Origin of the sequence: Atopobium sp. oral taxon 416 (genome assembly GCF_018128285.1) — a bacterium.
Lineage (GTDB): Bacteria > Actinomycetota > Coriobacteriia > Coriobacteriales > Atopobiaceae > Olsenella_L.
In genome coordinates this window covers 1,436,305-1,457,902 of sequence record NZ_CP072380.1, presented here as the reverse complement: position 1 = coordinate 1,457,902, position 21,598 = coordinate 1,436,305, and the positions used below count along the sequence as shown (strand labels likewise).

Here is a 21,598-nt window from a genome sequence, read left to right as displayed (position 1 = left end):
AAAGAACACATCCCTTAGGTGAGGAAATGCCTCAATGAACGATGCAACGTACTCATTTAAATGTCAACGCTAGCAGCTATGAACAGTCTTACGTCCGCGGATGTGCCGGAGCTACTGAACGTCGCTTGATCAGCTTGCCAGGAATGCGGATCGCAAGCGGATGCCCAGTGGGGCCGTTCACCACATTCTCAAACACAACCCGGCCGCGCTCCACTAGGTCAAAGCGGACCGTGGTGAGCCCGACATTGGGAACCGTCTTCTCCAGTGCGTCATCGACTCCGACCACACTGATGTCTTCGGGGACCCTCAGACCTGCATCGCGCAGTGCCGCTATGACACCCATAGCCATCTGGTCATTCGCCACATAGATAGCGGTCATCTGCTTATCCTGCGCTAACTTAGCTCCGATCTCATAGCCCCCATTTGCGGTCCAATCTCCGTGGATAGGCTCATGCAGCTCCAGGTTGTGGTCACGCATAAAGTCCCTCCACCCCCGCTCTCTGAACTGGCTGTCGATGGAGTGTACAGGTCCCGCTACAAAGCGAATTTGGCGATGTCCATACCCATAGAGGTGATTCATAACCAGGTAAGAGCAGCCGTATTGATCTGAATCCACGGTGGTGCAGCGTGGGTGGGAATACATCGTGACGATCACGGTATTCATCCCAGGCTGCGGCACAAACTCATTGAAGTCCGTTGCCATCCGGCTCATACCGATGACCATACCGTCTACCGGCAGCGCCGCCATCCGCTGTGAAACCTCAGAGAGCGAAAAGGCGGAACCCTCCGGCCGCTCGAGCATTGTGACCGCGTACCCCGGTTCCCGGGTAGCCTCCAGGATGCCTTTCAGCATATTGAAATTGCCGATCTCGGTGATGTCATACACGTAGAGGCCGACTGCATGGTAGCTTCCCTGACGCAGCGATCTGCCCGCATAGTTGGGGCGAAACCCCAGTGTATGCATCGCTTTCAGGACCCGCTTACGGGTATCAGGGCTCACATTGGTCTTTCCATTGGCTACCCTGGAGACCGTCTGCTGTGAGACGCCGGCGGCTTGCGCCACATCAGACATCGAGACAGTCCGTTTGGGATTTTGTACAACGTTCATATGTCTCGCTGTCTGAGAATCGGACTCGTCCGCCATAGCTCTCCTCTTTAAGCAATTACCGTTAGCGGAATAAATCATACCAGTTGTACCGTATAGGACAGGTTGATATACTCTATGAGTACGTTAACATATACTATATATGTAACGAATCACCACGCTTTCGTGTACCTTATCGCGCTCACTCACGACAGAAAGGGTGCCTATGGTTACCCAGTTCCCGATCGGAACCTCCCCCACCCACGAACAGATCGATGCCTACGAGCTCAAATGCGACGACTACGCCGTCCGCGTAATGAACTTCGGTGCCACTATTTTAAAGATCATTGCCCCCGATGCCCACGGCATCCCTGCTGACATCGTCTTAGGTTTCGACCGTACCGAAGATTACTTCGACAACCCGGCCTGCTTCGGCGCAACGATCGGCCCAAGTGCCAACAGATCCAATAAAGCTGAGGTCGTGGTGGATGGGAAGACCTACCAGCTTCCTAAAAACGAGGGACCCAACAACCGGAACAACTTGCACACCGACCTCAATTCAGGGCTGCACAAGCGGGTCTGGGGCACCGCGCTCGACGAGGAGAACAACTCCGTTATCTTCTCGCTCGACCTTGCTGACGGCGTCTTCGGGCTGCCGGGAAACCGACACTTCACTGTGCGCTATACCCTCACAGAGATCGAGGATGGTGCAGAGCTGAAGTGCACCCACACGGTCACCACCGATACCCCCACTTTCGTCAATATGTCCAACCACGCCTACTTTAACCTGCGCGGCGCAACGCAGCCTGGAGGTGGCGAGGCTACCGTACAGCTCAAGGCACACTTGTATATCCCTCTGCGGGAAGACTCAGTCTCCCGCGGCGATATTGCCCCGGTTGCCGGCACTCCCTTCGACTTCACGCAGCCCAAATCATTGCTGAAAGATATCAATGCTGATGACCCGCAGCTCAAGATCGCCCACGGCTATGACCACTGCTTTGTAATCGACGGTTGGAAGGCAGGAGCCGCACCGCGCCCGGCGCTGCACGCAAAGGACACCCGAAGCGGGCGCACCCTCGATATGCTCCTTACCGCACCCGGTGCCCACCTCTACACAGGCAACTGGTTGGGAGATAAGGATGCAAAGGGCGGCGTCGACTACCATCCACAGTCCGGCTTTGCCTTTGAAGCGGAATACTACCCGGACTGCTCACACCACCCTGACTGGCCACAACCTATCTGTAAGCCAGGCTGCCCCTACTCAGAGCAGATCATCTGGCGACTTGGCCATACAACGCAAGCCTAACTAGTGTCCAAGAAAGGATTCCAACCATGGCACACACGCTCCCTCCGGAAGGCGCTAAAGCGCTCGACCTCTTTAAACAGACATTCGGCGAGGTCTCTGATAAAGATTCCTTAGTCTATGTGTACGCTCCCGGACGCAGTGAGATCGCAGGCAACCACACCGATCACGAGGGCGGCCACATTATCGCCGGCTCCCTCGATGTATCGATCGACGCAATCGCGCGCCTCAACAACACCAACACGGTCCGCATCAAGGATGCCGCCTTCCCCCTCTTCGAGGTGAGTCTCAATGACCTCTCGGTTCAGGAAGACGAGAAGGAAACCTCACAGGCGCTTGTGCGTGGCACGGCACACGAGATGGTTAAGACCGGACGCGAAGCCAAGGGCTTTGACCTCGCGAGTGTCTGCAGCATCCCCTCCGGCGGCGGACTCTCCAGCTCTGCGGCAGTGGAAGCCGCCTACGGCCGCGCGATGGAGACCCTGTGGCCCGGCGAGGCGATCGAACCGATCGCACTCGCGCAGATGAGCCAGCGCACCGAGAACAATTACTTCGGCAAGCCCTGCGGACTGATGGATCAGGCTGCCGTGTGCTTGGGAAGCCTCTCCTTTATGGACTTCCATGACAAAGGGCACGTGTACTTCCAGAAACTCAACTATGACTTTGAAGCCAACGGCTACAGCCTCTGCCTCGTTAAGGTCGGCAGCAGCCACGCGGACCTCACCGCTGACTATGCGGCACTGCCCGCAGAGATACAAGCAGTGGCCCATGAGTTCGGCAAGACCCGCCTCTGTGAGGTCCCACAGGCTGACTTCGAAGCGCAGGTGCCAGCCTTGAGAAAAAAACTCGGCGACCGCGCCGTGCTGAGAGCAATCCACTACTACATGGAGAACGCCTCGGTCGACAAGCGTTGGGAAGCCCTGCAAGCTAACGATATCGATCGCTTCCTCGAACTCACCCGCGCCTCCGGCGCCTCCTCCGCCATGTTCCTGCAGAATGTCTCTCCGTCAAATACCGATGTAAAGAACCAGCCTGCAATGGTGGCCTTAGGCCTGGCAGAGCTCACTCTCAACGGTAAGGGCGCCACACGCATCCACGGCGGCGGTTTCGGCGGCACGATCCAGTGCTTCGTCCCGACCGAGGAGACTGACCGGTTCTGCGCACAGATGGACGCCTGGCTCGGAGCTGGCTCCAGCAAACGCTACACAATCACCCAGAGAGGGGCATACGCACAATGGCTGTAAGCGACGAGAAGACAGCAGATACCGACCTGATCCAGCGCTCCCTGCAGCGCCTGGTGGACTATGGGGTAAAGCATCGGCTGATCGAGGTCACCGACCGGCGCTGGGCTTACAACCAGCTCCTGTCCTACCTACACCTGACCGAACCCGGCTGCAGCGCCGTCTGGGAAAATGCGGACCCGAAGCCCGAAGAGGACCTGCAAGACAGCCTCACACCCCTGATCGACACCGCAGTCGCAAACAACTGCGTCGAGGACAGCACCGCAGGACGCGCCCGCGCACAGGCAGGGTTGATGGGAATCCTGACCCCTCGCCCCTCTGAGATGAACCGCCACTTCAACGAGTTCGTCACAGAAGGTGGCCCCAAGGCCGCAACCGACTGGTTCTACAAGCTCTCCTGTGACAACGCCTATGTGCAGCGCACCGCAATCGCCAAAAACATCGCCTGGTCGACTGACACTGACTGGGGCACGATCGAGATAACGATCAACCTCTCCAAGCCTGAGAAAGATCCCCGTGACATCACCGCGGCTGTAAAGCCCCACACACAGGAGAGCTATCCTGCCTGCCAGTTGTGCATGACGAACGAGGGGTATGCCGGCAGAAGCGCTCAGGACCCCGCAGGGCCCCATCCGGAGCGTCAGAACCTCCGTATCATCCGCATCCCACTCGGTGGCGAGTCCTGGGGTCTGCAGTACAGCCCCTATGCCTACTTCAACGAGCACTGCATCGCGATGAGCCCAATCCACAGGGTGATGCATGTCGACAGGGAGAACATGGGAAAGCTGCTCGACTTCGTCGACCTCTTCCCCCACTACTTTATCGGCTCTAATGCCGACCTGCCGATCGTCGGCGGCTCCATCCTCTCTCACGATCACTTCCAGGGCGGCGCCCATGTGTTCGCAATGATGAAAGCTGAGGTCAGTAAGAGCTTCTCACTCGACCAATACAAGGATGTTCAGTTCGATATCCTGAAGTGGCCGATGACAGTCATTCGGCTCACCTCAACGAACCGCGCACACCTCCTGGATGCGGCAACCCACATCCACGAGGTGTGGAAAACCTACAGCGATCCGAGTGTCTCAATTGTGGCGCAGGATCCCGACGGCACCCGCCACAATACAGTGACGCCGGTCGCACGGAAACAAGGCGACACCTACACCCTCTATCTGGCGCTGCGATGCAACATCACGACGCTTGACTATCCGCTCGGGGTCTTCCATCCTCACCAGAAGCTGCACCACATTAAGAAAGAGAACATCGGGCTCATTGAGGTCATGGGTCTCGCAATCCTGCCGCCCCGTCTCAAGAACGAGCTTGCTGCAGTCCAGCAGACGATCAATGCCTATCACAACGATGCAGATGAGCTGAAGCATCAGCTGCATGACAACCCGCTGACGGTCTCCCATGCAGAGTGGGCCGAAAAGATCACCCAGAAGTACGACCACGTTACGACCGATATTATCCACAAGGAAGTAAGTGAAGTCTTCGTACAGGTCCTGTTGGATGCCGGCGTCTTCAAGTGGGACGAGCAAGGACGCTCTGCGCTCAGCCGCTTTGTCGACAAGCTGTAATACACATATATAGACCTCGTGCCTTGGGGGATGAGCCACGCTGTGGTTCATCCCTCTTTTTGTGTACGGGTTCACCATATTGCAACAAAACTGGTGCCAAATGCCCTCTTCAGGCGTTCAGAGCGGACTTATTTGTGCTCATAATGCTCAATTTTCGTTAAAGATTAAAGATGAGATACCGCAGGTCAGAACAGACCGTGCACTATAGTACACTGCTGGTATCACTAATTCTGATATCCAACTGACAACAATTGAGAGGATCCAGTATCTTGCGCCATCGGTTTTCAGCTTATAGGGTTAATTGTATGAATACTTACGGTTTGACACAGATGGCGAGGATGATGGAGATGCCCAAGCCCGGTCACCTGAGTGTTGCATGTCTTGAAACATGCGCTTAGAACCGGGCGCCACCGCACGATGATTTCTGGCAGGAAATCATCAACCAACGTTTTTTGATTCGGAGTTTTTGTGATTGTATTAAGCCATCTTACGAAAGACTATACCGACGATGAGCACGCACTGAACGGCGTGTCGCTCACGATCCCCGATGGAGATATCTTTGGCATCATCGGCATGTCCGGTGCCGGCAAGTCCACGCTCGTCCGCTGTGTGAACCTCCTTGAGCATCCCACCTCAGGCACCATTGAGGTCGACGGTCAGAACATCGAAGAACTGAGTGGACAAGCTCTGCGCGACTACCGCCACCATATGGCCATGATCTTTCAGAACTTCGGCCTGCTGTCCCAACGCACCACGCTGCAGAATGTCTGCTTCCCCTACCTTGCGGCCAACAACAAGATCACTGACGCTGATCGGGAAGAGGCAAAGGGGTTCCTCGAGCGGGTCGGACTTGCCGACAAGGTCGACTCCTATCCTGCACAGCTCTCCGGCGGCCAGAAGCAGCGTGTTGCAATCGCACGTGCCTTAGCCTGCCACCCCAAATACATCCTCTGCGATGAGGCGACGTCAGCGCTCGACCCGGCAAGCACCGCTTCGGTTCTGAAGCTCTTAAATGAGATCAACCAGGAAAATGGAATCACAATCCTCGTAATCACCCACTCGATGGAGGTCGTCGAGAAAATCTGTAAGCACGTCGCCGTCCTCGTTAAGGGCAAAGTCGTGGAAGAGGGAAGCGTGAAGGACGTCTTCGCCAATCCTCAGCATCACGAAACACGCCGCCTGCTTGGAAAGGAGCAATGGGTTGACTAATATTTCTGAGTTCTTCGCCTCGTTTGGCGGTCTGATTGGTCAGGGCATCATCGACACGCTCCTGATGCTCTTCATCTCTACGGCACTCGCCTACGTGATCGGCCTCTTCCTCGGTATTGTCCTCTACGTCACCGCTTCGGGAAGCCTGCGCCCCCACCGCGTCCTCAACGCAGTCCTGGGTTGGGTCATCAACATGGGACGTTCCATCCCATTCATCATTCTGCTAGTTGCCGTGATGCCGACAACGCGTGCACTTGTGGGAACCACTACGGGCGTCAGGGGCGTCATCCCACCGTTGGTCCTCTCAACAGCTCCCTTCGTTGCCCGCATGGTGCAGCAATCCTTGGCAGAGGTTCCGCATGAGTCAATCGAAGCCGCTATCTCTTGTGGCGCTACGGTCCCCCGTATCGTGAAATCTGCGTTGCTCCCAGAGGCGCTGCCTTCCATCGTCCGCGGTATCTCAATCACCTTGATCACTGCCCTGGGCTACACTGCAATCGCAGGTGCGGTCGGCGCCGGTGGCTTGGGAGATATCGCAATCCGCTACGGCTACTACCGTTACGAAGACTCCGTGATGATCGTCACTGTAATCCTCATGATCATCCTGGTGCAGGTTATCCAGAGCGTCGACGACGCACTCGCCAAGCGGATTGACCACCGCGCGTAATCGCTCATCTTTTTTGCACAGCTTCAATACAGCATTACAAATAATTGCGGGCATCTTCGATACCCGTATAGAGAAAGGACTATCCCTATGTTGACCAGAAAAGCATTTCTCTCAGGTTCTGCCGCTCTCTTCACCTCACTCGCCCTTGGTGCCTGCAGCTCCAATAATGGCGGCCAGGCACAGGCTCAGACCTTAACGGTCGCAGCCTCCCCTTCCCCACATGCAAAGATTCTGAATGATTTTGCCGCACCGAGGTTGAAGGACCAAAACATTGACCTGCAGGTTAAGGAATATACCGACTACATCATTCCGAACCAAGTAACTTCCTCCGGTGAAGTCGATGCCAACTACTTCCAGCACATCAACTACCTCAACAACTACAACCAGGAGAACGGCACAGACCTCGTCGGCGTCGCCGCGATCCACTACGAGCCCTTCGGCATTTATGCCGGCCAGTCCTCTGACCTCAATAACATCCAAGATGGCGCCCAGATCGCAGTTCCGAATGACCCGACCAACGAGGGCCGCGCTCTCCTTTTGCTCCAACAGGAGAACCTAATTCAGCTGCAGGATTCGAACAATCTGAATGCCACCCCGAACGATATCGCTTCCAATCCGCACAATATTCGGTTCTCAGAGGTCGAGGCTGCAGCCGTTCCCCGTCAACTTCAGGACGTTGACTTCGCGGTTATTAACGGCAACTACGCAATCGAAGCCGGTATGCACGTTTCCGACGCCCTCGCCGTTGAGGCTGCAGACGGCACCGCCGTCCAGCAGTACGCTAACTACATCGTCACGACGCCGGACAAGCAGGATGACGACCGCATCAAGGCCCTTGTGAGTGTCCTCACCTCCGATGATTTCCGACAGTACCTGAAGGACACCTACGACCAGGACGTACTCCCCGCATTCTAATCCTGCGCTTCCCCAGTACTTCAACGCATGGCTAACCTAGACAGGCAGCGGTCACTTCACGTGGCTGCTGCCTATTCTATAGCTGCTGGTTATATTCAGATATGAGAGTAAGCCTTAAGCCTCACCGGTAACCTTTTCCCAGTCCCGCGCGAACTTCTCGAGGCCCTTGGTCGGTAAGCGGATGACGGACACACTTCTTGAGGGCTTTGAAGGACACTGTCGCGATGTCTGCGCCTATCTTTTAGGTCACAGACATAATCCGAATAGAACGCGGCATAGTTGGGTTACGTCCGTAAAGTGGTGTAAAAACGGGAGCGAGCCAGAGGCCCGTCTTCCAAGTAAACTTGCAATCACCAAAAGGCACAGAGAATCGGAGGCTTAGCATGGCTCGAATCAATATTACCCTCGAAAGCGACAAGATAGCGCAGGTCCTCGCGGATTCCAGAGGGGACGCGTTTCGGCTCCTCTTGCAGCAGTTTCTCAACGCGATCCTGTCGGCAAACTCCGCCGAGCAGCTGCGCGCCGAGCCCTACGAGCAAACGCAGGAGCGGACTGACTTCCACAACGGCACCCGCAAGAGGTCCCTCGTCACCAGGGTCGGCACGGTCGAGCTCGCCGTCTCGCGCCACCGCAACATCTCATTCAGGACGCTCGTGTTCGACAACTACAGGCGCGCCGAGGCTGCCCTGGTCCTCGCGATGGCCGAGATGGTCGTCGGTGGCGCTCGATAGCCAAGGTCGGCCGCGTGATGGAGGAGATCTGCGGCAGGGGCTTCTCCAAGCAGGCCGTCTCGCAGGCCTGCTCCGAGCTCGACGAGGCGCTCGAGAGGTTTCGCAACCGCCCCATAGAGGGCGCCCACCCCTTCGTTATGGTCGACGCGACCTACCTCAAGGCGCGCAAGGACGACCGCGTCAAGCCGAAGGCGCTGCTCGTGGCCATCGGGCTGACGCCGACGGGCGGCAAGGAGGTGCTCGGCGTCGAGCTCGCCGACGGCGAGATTAACGTGGCCGAGGCCGCCCCGAAGGGGCTCAGGGCCGGGCTGCGCAGTAAGCTCGCCGAGATGTGAGCTGTAATCTTTTGGTGGACAGTGGGATTCAGGGACTAACAACAGATATGCTCTGTCCAGATACCCACCTACCAACACCAGCAGATTGAAGAGATGAGACGTCGCTAAGCGCAAGCGAGATAGAGAAGGCAAAGTCCCGCACGAAGCCGGAAACACCCAAACACTACACTGAAGGAGTATTGCCTCGAGGCTATCGAGTACTACAGGAAGGCACGTAAGGCCAACCCGAAAAAGAGCATCAGAGGATGCGCCGCGAAGCTTAAGGATCAACGACAAGACCTTAAACGACTGGATCATCAAGCACTCAAAGACCAAAAGGGTGACCCAGGAAAGGACCGAGGAGCACAAGCAGCTCGACGCAGTGAACAGGCGCATGCACGAGCTCGAAAGCGAGAATAAGTTCCTAAAAAGAGGCAGCCTTCTTCGCCGGAAGCCTCTGTTGAAGGACAGGTTTTAGCTCATGCTGGAGAAGAGGGCAACCTACAGCGTCTCGATGATGGAGCGCGTACTGGAGGTGAGCAGGGCTCACTTCTACAGATGGCTCAAGGCCAAAGGCGGTGAGGACCTATGGGGTCCTATCAAGGAAGCCATCTGCGCGATATGGGAGGAAAGCGACAGGCGCTTTAGCTTTTGCTAGGTCTGATCCAAGCTCACAGGAGATCCGAAGTTACGCAAAATTTACAGGCACGACCCGCTACCGCGTACGGAGGTGCATGGCTAAGCTTGGGCATCTGCGGCATCTGATCCAATACCTCCAAGAGGACGACGCTGCCCGCACGCCCCCGAGCGCCCCGCCCTCACCCGGCGCGGCTTTTCGTGTCTTGTGCCGACAGCCAAGCTCGTGGGCGATACAACCTATCGCAGGACCACGGCAGGCTTTATATATCTCGCCGTCGCACACGATCTGTGCACACACATGGTGGTGGGCTGAAGCATACAGGACAACATGAGGGCAGGCCTTGTCGTCTTTGCCCTGAAGATGGCATATTCGCACGGATACGTGGCTGGAGGGGCCATATTCTAAGCAGCCCAGGCAGCCAGTACATAAGCTCAGAGCTGGCCGCCTGCTCAGCTGCACACGACGTGAGGCTCTCCGTGGGGAGAACCGGAAGCTGCCACGACAATGCGCTCGCCGAATCGTTTTTCGCCACGCTCAAGAACGTGTGGTACTACCATAAGCGCCTCTTCGATGCATCCACGACCAAGCACAAGGCACACGAGTTTAATCGAGTCGTACTACAACCGCTTCCGCCCGCATAAGTCCATAGGAGATCGCGTGCCGGCAGAAGTGATGCAGGAGTTCTTCGAACGCTTCGAGAGAGGCCTTGCATACGATCCAAAGGTGATGCAGACCGCATAGAATCTGAGATTTCTCTGTCCATTATATTGACAGGGCTCATTTACACACGAATTCGGACTTGACCGAACTCCCGCAGGAGCCCGTTGGTGTTCTTAACTGTTAGCTTCTGCCATAGATGGTGAGGGTCGCAGAAGTAGAACTGCACGCCTCAAAGGGCATCTGTGAGCCCTGTATGCCCTGCGAACTGCTTGCCCCTATCCGGAGTGAGCGTCTCGAGGGGACGTCCCTGCAGCAGCCCGACCTCGGCCTTAGAGACGCTCCCGCTGTCGTGGTGGCATCTCTTTGCGAGAAGCAGCCTCACTGCCCTGTCGGCAAGCACAAGCAGGCACACGGGTCCCGCTGCCACGAGCGTGTCGTCTGCCCAGTCTCCGAGGTAAGACCTCTCATCGGCCTGCTTTGGCCTCTCCTCCATGCTGTGTAAGATCTCGATCTTGCCCCTCATCTTAGGCCTCTTGCTGCGCAGGTGGCGCCGCACCTGGCCCTGTGGGCCGGCTTCCGGCAGGTCGAGGGCGGCGGCCTGGGCCTCACGGTAGAATAGTCGAGAGGCTCACGACGCACCTGCCGCCACCCTCGAGCCTGAGATGTCGTCTATCTGCTCGGGGGACCAGTGTCTGTCCATGATGAGTAAGCGCACCTTCTGTGCAAGCGCAGGGTCTGAAAGCCGCCTTTTCGCCCTGCATCTCCTGCGGCGCTCATCCGCCCTCCTTTTGGGCAGCACATGCCCTAAAGCGTCCGTGCCGTGCGTTCTTCTTGAGCTTGTGGCAGATGCTGGAGCTGTCCCTGCCGATCTCTGCCGCGATATAGCCGATGGAGCTTCCCTTGTGCCACACAGCGTGGCTATGCAGTCCCTCTCCTGTAGGCTAAGATGTGTGTAGTGGCACATTCCTTTTAGCTTTCGACGTTGACTTGGATAACCAACATCGTAGCCTTCCGGAGTGTGCCACACCTGCATCCAGCGGGTCATCCTGTTGCACTTAGAATGCTAATCCGCCGTCCGAAATATTGACACAGGTCAGGAAGCTGCTTCCGGCCGCTCCGAGATGTCGTGGGTGATGCGCAGCTTGCCCCCTGCGCTTTTGGCCACCCTTGCTGTGCCTGCGCTTGCCGTGACGGCTGAGCAGCCTTGTGGCCTTCCTGCGCCCCGAAAGCTCGCAGTCGAGGGGTCCCGACTCCACGACACGCTAGATGCTGTCGTCGCTTGCGGCAAGGTCCGGGCGCTCTATCGCGATGCGGCCCGCTATCTCCTTCGAAGACCAGTGCTCGTCCCGCATGAGCCCCACGACCAGAAAGCGCCTCTTCTGGATCGTCCATGAGTCTGGGGCGCCTGCAGCACAGCCGCTTTACGTCTGCACGCCTTTGCGCGCTCGATGCGCGGCAGGGCCGTCCGGAAAGTCCCTGCCATCCGTTGCGCCTGATCTTGTGGGATATGGTCGACTTGTCCCGTCCGAGCTCCCTCGTATCTGGCTGACCCCCTCATGGCCCTTCCAGCAAACCATGATGTCCTCGCGCTTCTCGATGCTAAGATGGCTGTAGCCGTCCATGGTGCCTGCAATGATGCATGTCTTTGCAAGCACCATCATAGGTCGCGCCTGGGCGGCTAGCTTGTATTTCCCTGTTGCACTCGGAGTGAGGATACGCCAGTAAGAAGAAACGATTTAGATGCACGATTGATCTAAGAAAAAACCCGCATCCTTAAGGACACAGGCTCAACAACCATATGTAAAAACTGTTCCTACTGGATACGGGTTCTGCAGTACGGGCACACCTTCCACTCTGCGTTCAGAGGACGGTGGCAAGTCGGGCACACGTTTCTGACCTGCGTATTGCAGACGGGACACACAACGAAGTCACGGTCGATCGGAGTTCCACACTTCGGACACACACCGTAGTGAGAGAGCTGATGCTCACGAAGGGCGATGTCTAGATCCTGCTCCTCACGGTCAACCAGATAGGAGCTCGGACGCAGAATTACGTATGCAAGCAAGCCGACGATCGGGATGACCGAGATGATGGCCCAGAGCCACCAGGGCTCAGCGCCACGCCGCTGTGCGTCACGGATAACATAGACGATTGAGAGGATGTAGAGGATAACGACGCAGGCGACCATTAAGTACAACACCATGCGTACCTCAGGGGTAATGATCTGATCGAGAAGCTCTTGCATGTTACAGTGCTCCTTCTTTAATGATGTTTAAATAACCTAAAACAAGATATTACTGTAAAGGCAATATTGCAGTCAATCATATAACTTTTGTATGGTCATACACCTTGACCCTTCGTTAGCAGCAACATTTACTAGGCAAATTCATAAACCCGAACACCGATTTAAGGGCTCTTCGCTACTTATGATGGGTAGCACTCCTGCATTCCTGAGCACGTGGTGCCCGGACAGCAGGGTTTTGGCGACGGAAGGCTTCGGTTCTAAGGCGCGATATGGATGCTTAAGGCAGGTATGCTGGCAAGGCTCTCTAAGAGGTCCCCTGGGGCTTAGGGACGAATGGGAGGTCTAAGCCCCATCAATGTAAGGGACAGCAAGATTCTCATATGTCCCAAACCCCTGTCAAGTGGCAATGCGGTCGCGAAACAGGCGCCCACAAGGCTCCCTAAACTGCAGGGATGAAGGATATTCGGCGAATACTGCTGTGGACGCGTCCTGCAACATGAGAGACATGCGGGCATCCCTGCCCATTCTCATATCCTTAGATAGCGTGCATATGCACGGTCCCAACATCGGTGTTCCAACATGGCGGCTAAGGGACAGTCTAGGGAAACGATGATTAATTCCCAATAATGTGCCAAAGAGGATCAGCCACGTGGCCTTTCGCAGCCGGCATGGGCATTCGTTTCCCTAAAGCGTTGCAAGGAAGCCTTCGACCATAGAGGGCCTTGCCTGCGCACTCTTGTCCGAGAAAGGTATCGAGTCCAGGAAGGCATCCGGCCGCTCAAAGGTAGAGCATCCCTTCCTTATCGTGAAGCGGCGCTTCGACCCCTTAAGGAAGCGCTACAGGGGGATAGAGAAGATACCTGCACACTCGAGTCTCTCTCGCCCTTGCAAACCTTACCCATGTGCATCTTTTGCCGGCAGGCTGCACCTCCCGGCTCCCAGAGCCGCTTGATCTATCATGGAGCCTTATTGCGGTGCATGCGGCAGGATAAATGCCAGGATGGCGGCTCCTGTACATGCTGGATGAGCATCCTTCCCTGCCTTTCCCACATACCGGCCTAGAAAGGCTGTGTGGTCGGTCCCCTTTAACACGTTATGGGGCATTAATCATCGTTTCCCTAGAGCTGCTCTGCGCCAAACGCGCGTGGGCCATCGCCGAGATACTGTAGGGCGCCTCTTTCTAACGTGAGCCACAAGCTGTCCTTTGCCCAAGCTCCTGGAGAAGAGGCCTGCCGCTTCTTTAGGGGCTCGGTGCCGCCTGCAAACTCCCTGATGCGTCTTAACGCCTCATCTGGCTTCTTTTGCTCTTTGGCCCTGGCTTAGGTGAGCTTTCCTGATCTTTTCGTACTTGATAACCCACTCATCTAAGGTCTTGTCACTGACCTCAAGCTTCTTGGCGCACGCCCTGATGCTTCTCTTTAGGTCTGCCTGCCTGGCTTTGCCGCAGCACTGGTAGCCTTTAAGCGCTACTCATCTATATACTGCCTGGGAAGCTTCGACTTCGACTTTGCCTTCTTCTGCCTTACTTGCACTCACTGACATCTCATGGCTTAAATCTATAGGTGGTGTTGGGTGAGCATCTGGGCAAAGGATACTTGCCACCAGTTGCTGGCGTCCTCCTGTCCACCAAAGGCTTACAGCTCAGTCGAGATGAAGAGGGTAGCCAAGACCCTCAGGAAGGAACAGGAGGGAATCCTCAACTGGCAGAGGAAGGGCTCCACCAACTCGTTTCTCGAAGGGCTCAACTCCCTCATCCAGTCAGCGGAAAGCGCTGCCAGGGGCTTCAGGAACACGGTCTACTTCAGGACGATGATCTTCCTCAGACTGGGAAACTCAACTTTACGGCCCAGAGTCAGCTTGCATGCGCTACCCACTAGAGACCGCGAGGAGCCCATTTAGGGTTCGTAACGCTTTGGGCACACGAGCCCCGCCACCTCGCCTGCCGTCGTAATTGATCCACAGGCGACATAGCTCTCGTTACTCAGTGCTTTCACGGCTTCAGGCACCGAGACAAAGACATGCTTCGGCTTCATCCCATTCTCCTCGAAGACCTTACCAAGCTCTTCTGCTGGCAGTGCACGCGGTGAGGAAGTCTGGGTGACGCTCACTGAGGGGAACGCAGGGGCTAGACGCCTGACGATACCCTCTACATCCTTATCCTTCAGCACTGCGCAGAGCAGCTGGGGCCGTCTGTCCACATCGGGCTCCATCCCATCCATTGCGGTCAGGAAAGTATCGACTGACTGAGGGTTGTGGCAGGCATCGACGAGCACTACCGGCGTGGACTTCACGAGATCTAACCGGCCCGGTGTGGGGCAGCTCACGATTGAGTCATAGGCTTTGTCGGGGTCGAGGGCACGATCAAGATAGTTCTCTGCAAGGCAGATCGCCTCAGCGATATTTGCTGCCTGATAGGCAGGTTTGAGCGCACCCAATTCCTGATAGTGTGCCCGCGGGGTATCGACGTTGAGAATGAGGGGGCCGCCTAAGCGGTCAGGCCTATCTACGATGCGGTAACTTGCATGAGGGAGGTCTTTGTGGGGGCGTGGAGTACCCGGATGCATCTCCCCTGCCGCGTCTGAGAGCTTCTCAGGACGCAACAGCAGCGGCGTCACGTGGGCAGCACGCGCTTGATTTAAGAAGACATCCTCAACGCTGTCAGGGGTCGCAGTACCGACACCTAAAACACAGCTTCTCCCAGGTTTGATGATTGTGGCTTTCTCACCCGCAATCTTCTCGAGGGTATCTCCCAGGATCGCCATGTGGTCCATCCCGATGCCGGTGATTCCAACTGACTTGATTGACTTAGAAGCGCTTGTAGCATCCCAGCGGCCACCCATGCCGCATTCCAGCACCGCGCCCTCGACGCCTTCATGGGCGAAGGTTGCAAGAGCTCCAACAGTCAGAAGGTCAAACTCGGTGACATCGTAAGGGTGCTGGTGTGCCTCGCAGCGCCGTGCATTGACGCGCCGCGCTGCAGTCGTCGCTACTGAGATGCCCCAGGCAAAGAGATCTTGTGAGATCGGCTTCCCTTGGATCTCCATTCGTTCAGGCATGTGTACAAGCTCAGGTGAAGTATAAAGGGCGGTCCTCTTCCCTTCCCCCATCAGCAAAGCAGCGGTGTAGCGAGCTGTAGAGGTTTTCCCATTGGTCCCTGCAATCTGCACGTTGTCATAGGCAAGATCAGGATTCCCGGCTTCAATCAGCATGTCCGAAACTGACTCAAGCAAAGGTTGGATCCCAAAGCGCTTCGTGGCATTCAGGGTTTCGATTGCCTCAGTATAGGAAAGATGTGGCACCTCAAATGGTACACGGTATGGCATAGAACAAACCCCCTAGATTGTGTGACTCTTCGGAAGACTGATCAGTAACAAGGCCTGCTGCCGTAAGTCCGGATCCTTGGCAAGGCAGCCTTTGACAGCAGAGGTCACGGTCGTCGATCCGGTTGATTTGATGCCGCGCAGTACCATGCAGCTGTGGGTAGCCCGCAGTACTACGAGGACACCCTGTGGGTTCAGCTCCTCCATCACTGCATCCGCAATCTGATGGGTCAAGCGCTCTTGGACCTGCAGGCGATGAGCGTAGCCTTCGACCAGGCGCCCCATCTTGGAGAGTCCTACGATCTTCCCACCGCGGGGCAGATAGACAATGCTGGCAGCTCCCACAAAGGGCAGAATGTGATGCTCGCAGAAAGAGGTGAAGGGAATGTCCCTCACGACGACAAGTCCGTCATCCTCCTCGTCAAACTGTCTCTCTAAGTGAGCCTGCGGCACCTCATACATACCGGACATGAGTTCCTGGGTAGCCCGGGCAACGCGCTCTGGAGTCCCTTTCAATCCCTCACGCTCGGGGTCTTCTCCGATCGCAAAGAGGAAATCATGGACCGCATTCTCGACGCCTTGTTTATCGAGCGCCGCAAAGCCCTGATCATTTAGCGGACGGCCGTACCGGTCGCGCTTGTCCGTCTCAGGAGATGGCCTCGTTGTAGAAGATTCGCTCATGTATCTATGCAATCCCTCTCTCTGCTGCCTCGACCACATGCTTCATCAGAATCGCCGTGGTTGTTGCACCGACCCCACCGGGGACCGGCGTGTAGGCTTTCACAATCTGTTCTGCGGCTTCCTCATCGACATCCCCGACGAACCGTTTGGTTTGTTCGTCCCAGTTCATTCCGACATCGATAACCACCTGGCCCGCAGCAAGCCCTGCAGTCCCAATCATCTTCGGATGCCCCGTGGCCACAATCAAAATATCCGCCTGACGCGTCAATACATTGAGGTCACGTGTTCTGCTGTGGCAGATGGTCACCGTTGCGTCACGGCTCAGGAGCAGATTCGCCACCGGCTTGCCGATCACCAACGATCTGCCTACAACCACAACGCGGGCACCACAGATAGGAACGTGGTAATAATCGAGCAGCGTGGTGATACCTTCTGCGGTGCAAGGCGAAAAGCCCACCTGCTGTCCTGTCACGACACCATAGAGTGAAGCTGGTGTGATTCCATCCATATCCTTCTTGGGGTCGAGGAGCTTGATCAGTGCTTCCTCATCGAAGCGTTTCGGCAACGGCCGAAACATCAGGCAGCCGCTGACCGTATCATCGTGATTGATCTCCTCAATCGCCTGCGCGATGGCTTCCTGGGAGGCATCTTCTGCAAAGGCATGCAGTTCGGTTTGGATACCGAGCTTTGCGCAGCGTTTGGTCACCATCTTCTGATAGGTGAGATCCTCCGGACGCTCCCCCACACGGATAAAGGCAAGCTTTGGGACAATGCTCTGCTGGCTTAACTTTCCCATACGTGCAGAGAGATCCTCTATCAGACTGCGACTGACCGTCGTGCCCTTTAGTTTTTCCGCCATCTGATCCCTCTCTCTACCCGTGTATATGCAGCATCCGCTTTATTGCAACCGTCTTCGAGCATCGACTGCGTACGTGAAACCAATCCAGTTGCGTAGTCAGTGTCTTTCATAGACCGCGCATTGATAAAAACATTGAGGCAGGCGGCACGCAGTGCCGAGGAGAGCAGTGTCGCCGCAGCGCCTACATCGCTCATGAGCATGGTTGAGCCAATCCGTGTCAGGTCATCGACTATATCTATGGCTTCGCAGATCGTCTCCATCATGTACTCCGGTGGCTCGCAGGCGCGCCTGAGAGCTTCCTCGAGCACCGAGTTCCGATAGGCTTTTTCCTCTTCGGTTTTACGTGGCAGCTTGTACGCTTTGGAAAGCGGGATAAAAGCTTTCCCATCCTCATCCGCCAGCTCTAAGAGACGGGCACGGATAGCTTCGAGCTTCGGAAGGTACTCCCTGAGCGCCTCCTGGGCGTTTTCATAGCCCTTTTTGTTGGCCGTGAGCCTTGTTACCATCTCACCCAAGGCGACTGCTACCGCCGCCGCTGTGGCGCTCGCAACACCACCGCCCGGTGTCGGCTCTCGGGAGGCCAACGCATCCGTGAGCTCGGTAACCGAGTGTTCCTGAAATGAATCGTGTGACACAGTATTGTTTCTTTTTCTCGTCAATCGGACAACCCACACCTAGAGAGCACACTCATCTCAAACGTGAGCATGCTACCCCTCAGCGTGTCAATCCGCTATTTTTGCCTAGGTAATTTAGAACAGACCGACGATTCTGCCGTCTTCGGTGACGTCGATCTTCTCTGCTGCAGGCCGCTTCGGCAATCCCGGCATCGTCATTATATTCCCTGTCAAGGCAACGATAAAGCCGGCGCCTGCGGAGACCTTGAGGTTGCGGACGGTGATGGTGAATCCAGTCGGGGCACCCAGCTTGTACTGGTCGTCGGTGAAGGAGTACTGCGTCTTTGCGATGCAGATCGGGAGGTCGCCAAAGCCTTGATCGTCGAGCTGCTGCATCTGTCTTCTAGCCTTCGGGGTGAACTCAACACCATCAGCGTGGTAGACCTTCTGCGCGATATCGGTGATCTTCTGCTCAATGGACTCATCCAAGTCGTAGGCATAGTGCAGCTCAGAAGGCTGCTCGCAGAGCTTGAGGACTTCCTTAGCTAGGGCGATGCCACCCTCGCTGCCTTTTGCCCACACCTCAGAGAGCGCACACTCGACGCCGATTTTGTGGCACTCCTCTGCCACCGCATCGAGCTCAGCTTTGGTGTCCGTCGGGAAGGCGTTGATTGCGACGACGCATGGCAGGTCGTAGATGTCCCGGATGTTGGAGACGTGACGGATCAGGTTCGGGATACCTTGCTTGAGCGCTTCGATGTTCTCTTTGCCGAGGTTCTCTTTCTTCACGCCGCCGTTGTACTTAAGCGCCCGCACCGTAGCGACCATTACGACTGCGAACGGTTTGATGCCCGTGTAGCGGCACTTGATGTCTAAGAATTTCTCTGCTCCCAAGTCAGCACCGAAACCGGCTTCTGTCACCACATAGTCGGCGAGCTTCATCGCGGTCGTCGTGGCCTCAACGGAGTTACAGCCGTGGGCGATATTGGCAAACGGACCGCCATGGACAAACGCGGGGTTGTGCTCGAGCGTCTGTACCAGGTTCGGCTTGATTGCGTCTTTCAGAAGTGCAGTCATTGCACCCTCAGCGTGGATATCGTGGACCGTGACCGGCTTTCTGTCGAAGGTATAGGCGATCACCATGCGGCCCAAGCGTGCCTTCAGATCCATCAGATCGGTGGCGAGGCAGAATGCTGCCATCACCTCAGAGGCGACAGTGATATCGAAGCCGTCCTCACGTGGCTCGCCGTTGGCGGCGCCGCCCAAACCGTCAACGATATTTCTGAGCTGGCGGTCGTTCATATCGACACAGCGCTTCCAGACGATCCGACGTGGGTCGATATTGAGCTCATTGCCCTGCTTGATGTGGTTGTCGAGCATCGCAGCACACAGGTTGTTTGCAGCCCCGATTGCATGAAAGTCCCCGGTGAAATGCAGGTTGATGTCTTCCATCGGCACGACCTGTGCATAGCCGCCACCCGCGGCGCCACCTTTGATACCGAAGACTGGGCCCAGGGAGGGCTCACGCAAACACAGGAGTGCGTTTTTGCCGAGCTTACACAGCGCATCTTCCAGACCGACTGAAGTTGTGGTCTTGCCCTCGCCGGCAGGCGTGGGGTTAATTGCGGTGACGAGGATGACCTTACCCTTACGTGGCTTATCCTTTAAGGAACGAATATCGACTTTGGCTTTGTGGTTACCGTAGAGTTCAAGCTGATCAGCTGATAGACCAGCTTTTTTAGCGACTTCCGTAATCGGAAGCATGGGTATTTCTTGGGCGATTTCAATATCCGATTTTGCCATGTAAGGCTTCCTTTCGCTTCTTGGCTGCCGTGGCCAATGGTTACCGGGTTTCACGGGGCGATCTGACCAATACGTACTATCTACTGTGGATGAACATCACAGCACCGTAAAGTATAGGCGTTTTTCTGTATTCCTTGAAAACGCCACAGCATACGGTAACGCGAGCGTTACCCAAGATGAAAAGCCCTAAGGAAACGATGATTAATTCGCCTCGATGAGGCCAGTGGAGCCGCACGCTGTATGACATCGGCTCAAAATGTCTCGAACCACGCAGTGCCCATATCCACATAGATGCCTATCTGTCTTCTGGATATGGTATAGCTACATCCACGCATTCCAGCATATCCAAAAGACAGATATGGACAGACAGATGAGCTTTTAAGACCTTAAATCCTAAGGTCTGAGGAGAAAGACTGGGCGGGAGGCACGCCTGGAGCAAATGGATGTAATCGTTGTGTGGGATAGCTGGATTGCACTGGTAGATACCAGCTACCACAGACAGGCTCTTGTCAGGCATGTGCGCGCTGCAAAGACGAAGCGTAAGGATGTAGCCTGCTTTAGGTCATGTTTGCTCTCTTAAGACGAGAGAACCTAAGGATGCTATCCTGGATTGCCACTCCTGGCAGCGCTTCTGTGCACGTAGACCTCATGCAGGCGCAGGTGCCAGACGCGACGACGAGCGCGAAGATGCGCCATAGCCTTAAAGCGAGAGGAGTTCGGCAAGGCTTGTGCTTTGCGCCTGGACTTAAAAGCTTGAAAAGGCAGGGATCACGGTGCGAGGCGGCTCCATGGTGGATGCGACCTTCACCTGGGCCCTAAAGCTTCACGAAGAACAAGGACCATACGCGTAACCCTTAAAGCGCACCAGCCCAAGAAAGGGGAGCCTGGCGTATCTGATACAAGGCGCATATCGGCGTGGATGCCGCAGGTGGCCTTGTGCATGGTGTGGAGACGATCGCTTAGAATGTATCTGACATATCCTGTGGCACATGCACTCGTAAGGGAAGATGACAGGTTCTGCTATGCAGACTTTAGGCTATAGAGGTATAGCGAAGCGCCCTTAAGGACGCATAAAGACCCACACCTCTCATCTATGTGCTAAAGCGTTGCTAAGGAAGCCTTCGACTAGAGAGGGCCTTGCCTGTGCGCTCGATCTTTTTCACGACGTTTCTGTTGAAGCCTGCCGTGAGCGACACCGCCTTGAGGGTCTGCCCCAGGGCGAGCAGGTCGCACACGAAGACAAGCAGCAACAGCGTGATGCGCTGGCCTGAAGCCCTGAAGGGCACATCCTCCATGCAGGAGGCCCCGCACTCCCTGCATGCCCATCTTGGCCGGGACACCTCTATCCTTGCCTCTCCATCTCGAGCAGGAGATGCCAAAGCGCGATGGGAGTCCTGCCGTTTTTCTCCATCGGCTGCCCGCAGCAGGAGCACGACGGTGTGTCCTTTACTTCGAGCCTGCCCGGTACGGAGAGTATGCGGGGCGGCGTCGGGTATCTTTTGGACGACGTTTCGACCTCCTCGGTGCGGACAGCTTCTCTGAGCTCTCCCGTCTGCACGAAGCCCTCGAGATGCGAGGGGATTGAAAGGAAGGTAGGAGCTTCTTTGGCATGGCAAGCGGGCGGCAGCTGGGCTGCTGGCGATGCTACACTTGTCAGCGCGCTCCATCCTTGTTCGGGTCTATATGTTGCGATGCAAGATTCTAGAGGATGGCCGCTTTTCTGTCTTTGCGGGCACTA

23 protein-coding genes and 1 pseudogene are annotated in these 21,598 nt (G+C 56.1%); 11 read left to right on the top strand and 13 right to left on the bottom strand.

Annotation, left to right across the window (positions count from 1 at the left end):
- Positions 1–88 precede the first annotated feature (88 nt).
- A complete protein-coding gene (locus tag J4859_RS07785) occupies positions 89–1,108 on the bottom strand; it encodes a LacI family DNA-binding transcriptional regulator (protein ID WP_249113798.1) in 1,020 nt (339 codons plus the stop codon).
- A gap of 202 nt (positions 1,109–1,310) precedes the next feature.
- On the opposite strand from J4859_RS07785, the gene J4859_RS07780 reads away from it, so the two are divergent.
- The 6 genes from J4859_RS07780 (at position 1,311) to J4859_RS07755 (ending at position 7,993) form a co-directional block, all read left to right on the top strand.
- Complete coding sequence (locus J4859_RS07780) at positions 1,311–2,390, top strand: aldose epimerase family protein (RefSeq protein WP_212334943.1); 1,080 nt, start codon at positions 1,311–1,313, stop codon at positions 2,388–2,390.
- A gap of 26 nt (positions 2,391–2,416) precedes the next feature.
- Positions 2,417–3,631, top strand: coding sequence for a galactokinase family protein (locus J4859_RS07775; protein ID WP_212334941.1), 1,215 nt, complete (start codon positions 2,417–2,419; stop codon positions 3,629–3,631).
- Positions 3,622–5,202 (top strand): UDP-glucose--hexose-1-phosphate uridylyltransferase, encoded by a 1,581-nt coding sequence (locus J4859_RS07770; protein ID WP_212334939.1) that lies wholly within the window; start codon positions 3,622–3,624, stop codon positions 5,200–5,202. The genes J4859_RS07775 and J4859_RS07770 overlap by 10 nt, the downstream gene beginning before the upstream one ends.
- A 468-nt stretch (positions 5,203–5,670) precedes the next feature.
- Entirely contained in the window at positions 5,671–6,411 is a 741-nt protein-coding gene (locus tag J4859_RS07765) for a methionine ABC transporter ATP-binding protein (RefSeq protein WP_212334937.1), read from the top strand.
- The gene (locus J4859_RS07760; protein ID WP_249113797.1) at positions 6,404–7,078 is read left to right on the top strand and encodes a methionine ABC transporter permease; all 675 of its coding nucleotides are present in this window, start codon (positions 6,404–6,406) and stop codon (positions 7,076–7,078) included. Before J4859_RS07765 ends, J4859_RS07760 begins: the two co-directional genes overlap by 8 nt.
- An 87-nt stretch (positions 7,079–7,165) precedes the next feature.
- The gene (locus tag J4859_RS07755) at positions 7,166–7,993 is read left to right on the top strand and encodes a MetQ/NlpA family ABC transporter substrate-binding protein (RefSeq protein ID WP_212334935.1); all 828 of its coding nucleotides are present in this window, start codon (positions 7,166–7,168) and stop codon (positions 7,991–7,993) included.
- Positions 7,994–8,107: 114 nt separating this feature from the next.
- Here J4859_RS07755 and J4859_RS16225 read toward each other — a convergent pair.
- A pseudogene (locus J4859_RS16225) lies at positions 8,108–8,231 on the bottom strand (fructose-6-phosphate aldolase); the annotation flags it as partial.
- A 145-nt stretch (positions 8,232–8,376) separates the two neighbouring features.
- Here J4859_RS16225 and J4859_RS16900 point away from each other — a divergent pair.
- The 4 genes from J4859_RS16900 to J4859_RS16215 all read left to right on the top strand — a co-directional run bounded on the left by J4859_RS16900 (position 8,377) and on the right by J4859_RS16215 (position 10,319).
- On the top strand, positions 8,377–8,724 hold the full coding sequence (locus J4859_RS16900) for a transposase (RefSeq protein WP_212334933.1): 348 nt from the start codon (positions 8,377–8,379) through the stop codon (positions 8,722–8,724).
- Between the two features lie 17 nt (positions 8,725–8,741).
- Positions 8,742–9,059 (top strand): transposase, encoded by a 318-nt coding sequence (locus J4859_RS16895; protein WP_256436866.1) that lies wholly within the window; start codon positions 8,742–8,744, stop codon positions 9,057–9,059.
- Positions 9,060–9,519: 460 nt separating this feature from the next.
- Positions 9,520–9,696 (top strand): hypothetical protein, encoded by a 177-nt coding sequence (locus J4859_RS07740; protein ID WP_212328833.1) that lies wholly within the window; start codon positions 9,520–9,522, stop codon positions 9,694–9,696.
- Between the two features lie 446 nt (positions 9,697–10,142).
- Complete coding sequence (locus J4859_RS16215; protein WP_249113796.1) at positions 10,143–10,319, top strand: hypothetical protein; 177 nt, start codon at positions 10,143–10,145, stop codon at positions 10,317–10,319.
- A gap of 248 nt (positions 10,320–10,567) precedes the next feature.
- On the opposite strand, the gene J4859_RS07730 is transcribed toward J4859_RS16215, so the two are convergent.
- The 5 genes from J4859_RS07730 to J4859_RS07710 form a co-directional block, all read right to left on the bottom strand.
- Positions 10,568–10,861: a hypothetical protein gene (locus tag J4859_RS07730; RefSeq protein ID WP_212334927.1), complete on the bottom strand. Its 294-nt coding sequence runs from the start codon at positions 10,859–10,861 to the stop codon at positions 10,568–10,570.
- Positions 10,862–10,943: 82 nt separating this feature from the next.
- On the bottom strand, positions 10,944–11,099 hold the full coding sequence (locus tag J4859_RS07725) for a hypothetical protein (protein WP_212334925.1): 156 nt from the start codon (positions 11,097–11,099) through the stop codon (positions 10,944–10,946).
- A 12-nt stretch (positions 11,100–11,111) separates the two neighbouring features.
- Entirely contained in the window at positions 11,112–11,249 is a 138-nt protein-coding gene (locus J4859_RS07720; protein WP_212334918.1) for a hypothetical protein, read from the bottom strand.
- A gap of 510 nt (positions 11,250–11,759) precedes the next feature.
- On the bottom strand, positions 11,760–11,999 hold the full coding sequence (locus J4859_RS07715) for a hypothetical protein (RefSeq protein WP_212334916.1): 240 nt from the start codon (positions 11,997–11,999) through the stop codon (positions 11,760–11,762).
- 152 nt (positions 12,000–12,151) lie between these two features.
- A complete protein-coding gene (locus J4859_RS07710) occupies positions 12,152–12,583 on the bottom strand; it encodes a zinc ribbon domain-containing protein (protein ID WP_212334914.1) in 432 nt (143 codons plus the stop codon).
- A gap of 1,572 nt (positions 12,584–14,155) precedes the next feature.
- On the opposite strand from J4859_RS07710, the gene J4859_RS07705 reads away from it, so the two are divergent.
- Positions 14,156–14,482: a transposase gene (locus J4859_RS07705; protein WP_212334911.1), complete on the top strand. Its 327-nt coding sequence runs from the start codon at positions 14,156–14,158 to the stop codon at positions 14,480–14,482.
- On the opposite strand, the gene J4859_RS07700 is transcribed toward J4859_RS07705, so the two are convergent.
- The 6 genes from J4859_RS07700 to J4859_RS07675 all read right to left on the bottom strand — a co-directional run bounded on the left by J4859_RS07700 (position 14,479) and on the right by J4859_RS07675 (position 21,155).
- Positions 14,479–15,906, bottom strand: coding sequence for a folylpolyglutamate synthase/dihydrofolate synthase family protein (locus J4859_RS07700; protein ID WP_212334909.1), 1,428 nt, complete (start codon positions 15,904–15,906; stop codon positions 14,479–14,481). The genes J4859_RS07705 and J4859_RS07700 overlap by 4 nt on opposite strands.
- Positions 15,907–15,918: 12 nt before the next feature.
- Entirely contained in the window at positions 15,919–16,584 is a 666-nt protein-coding gene (gene folE / locus J4859_RS07695) for a GTP cyclohydrolase I FolE (protein ID WP_212334907.1), read from the bottom strand.
- A 4-nt stretch (positions 16,585–16,588) separates the two neighbouring features.
- Positions 16,589–17,443: a bifunctional 5,10-methylenetetrahydrofolate dehydrogenase/5,10-methenyltetrahydrofolate cyclohydrolase gene (locus tag J4859_RS07690; protein ID WP_212334905.1), complete on the bottom strand. Its 855-nt coding sequence runs from the start codon at positions 17,441–17,443 to the stop codon at positions 16,589–16,591.
- Complete coding sequence (locus J4859_RS07685) at positions 17,428–18,078, bottom strand: cyclodeaminase/cyclohydrolase family protein (RefSeq protein WP_212334903.1); 651 nt, start codon at positions 18,076–18,078, stop codon at positions 17,428–17,430. The genes J4859_RS07690 and J4859_RS07685 overlap by 16 nt, the downstream gene beginning before the upstream one ends.
- Positions 18,079–18,192: 114 nt before the next feature.
- On the bottom strand, positions 18,193–19,860 hold the full coding sequence (locus J4859_RS07680; protein WP_212334901.1) for a formate--tetrahydrofolate ligase: 1,668 nt from the start codon (positions 19,858–19,860) through the stop codon (positions 18,193–18,195).
- Between the two features lie 1,109 nt (positions 19,861–20,969).
- Complete coding sequence (locus J4859_RS07675) at positions 20,970–21,155, bottom strand: hypothetical protein (RefSeq protein ID WP_212334899.1); 186 nt, start codon at positions 21,153–21,155, stop codon at positions 20,970–20,972.
- Positions 21,156–21,598 lie beyond the last annotated feature (443 nt).

Excerpts from the sequence above, each read along its gene's own strand:
- J4859_RS07785 (WP_249113798.1), bottom strand. The coding sequence starts at position 1,108 with ATGAACGTTGTACAAAATCCCAAACGGACTGTCTCGATGTCTGATGTG.
- J4859_RS07780 (WP_212334943.1), top strand. The coding sequence starts at position 1,311 with ATGGTTACCCAGTTCCCGATCGGAACCTCCCCCACCCACGAACAGATC.
- J4859_RS07775 (WP_212334941.1), top strand. The coding sequence starts at position 2,417 with ATGGCACACACGCTCCCTCCGGAAGGCGCTAAAGCGCTCGACCTCTTT.
- J4859_RS07770 (WP_212334939.1), top strand. The coding sequence starts at position 3,622 with ATGGCTGTAAGCGACGAGAAGACAGCAGATACCGACCTGATCCAGCGC.
- J4859_RS07755 (WP_212334935.1), top strand. The coding sequence starts at position 7,166 with ATGTTGACCAGAAAAGCATTTCTCTCAGGTTCTGCCGCTCTCTTCACC.
- J4859_RS16900 (WP_212334933.1), top strand. The coding sequence starts at position 8,377 with ATGGCTCGAATCAATATTACCCTCGAAAGCGACAAGATAGCGCAGGTC.
- J4859_RS16895 (WP_256436866.1), top strand. The coding sequence starts at position 8,742 with ATGGAGGAGATCTGCGGCAGGGGCTTCTCCAAGCAGGCCGTCTCGCAG.
- J4859_RS07740 (WP_212328833.1), top strand. The coding sequence starts at position 9,520 with ATGCTGGAGAAGAGGGCAACCTACAGCGTCTCGATGATGGAGCGCGTA.
- J4859_RS07730 (WP_212334927.1), bottom strand. The coding sequence starts at position 10,861 with ATGAGGGGCAAGATCGAGATCTTACACAGCATGGAGGAGAGGCCAAAG.
- J4859_RS07725 (WP_212334925.1), bottom strand. The coding sequence starts at position 11,099 with ATGCAGGGCGAAAAGGCGGCTTTCAGACCCTGCGCTTGCACAGAAGGT.
- J4859_RS07715 (WP_212334916.1), bottom strand. The coding sequence starts at position 11,999 with ATGATGGTGCTTGCAAAGACATGCATCATTGCAGGCACCATGGACGGC.
- J4859_RS07710 (WP_212334914.1), bottom strand. The coding sequence starts at position 12,583 with ATGCAAGAGCTTCTCGATCAGATCATTACCCCTGAGGTACGCATGGTG.
- J4859_RS07700 (WP_212334909.1), bottom strand. The coding sequence starts at position 15,906 with ATGCCATACCGTGTACCATTTGAGGTGCCACATCTTTCCTATACTGAG.
- folE (WP_212334907.1), bottom strand. The coding sequence starts at position 16,584 with ATGAGCGAATCTTCTACAACGAGGCCATCTCCTGAGACGGACAAGCGC.
- J4859_RS07690 (WP_212334905.1), bottom strand. The coding sequence starts at position 17,443 with ATGGCGGAAAAACTAAAGGGCACGACGGTCAGTCGCAGTCTGATAGAG.
- J4859_RS07680 (WP_212334901.1), bottom strand. The coding sequence starts at position 19,860 with ATGGCAAAATCGGATATTGAAATCGCCCAAGAAATACCCATGCTTCCG.
- J4859_RS07675 (WP_212334899.1), bottom strand. The coding sequence starts at position 21,155 with ATGGAGGATGTGCCCTTCAGGGCTTCAGGCCAGCGCATCACGCTGTTG.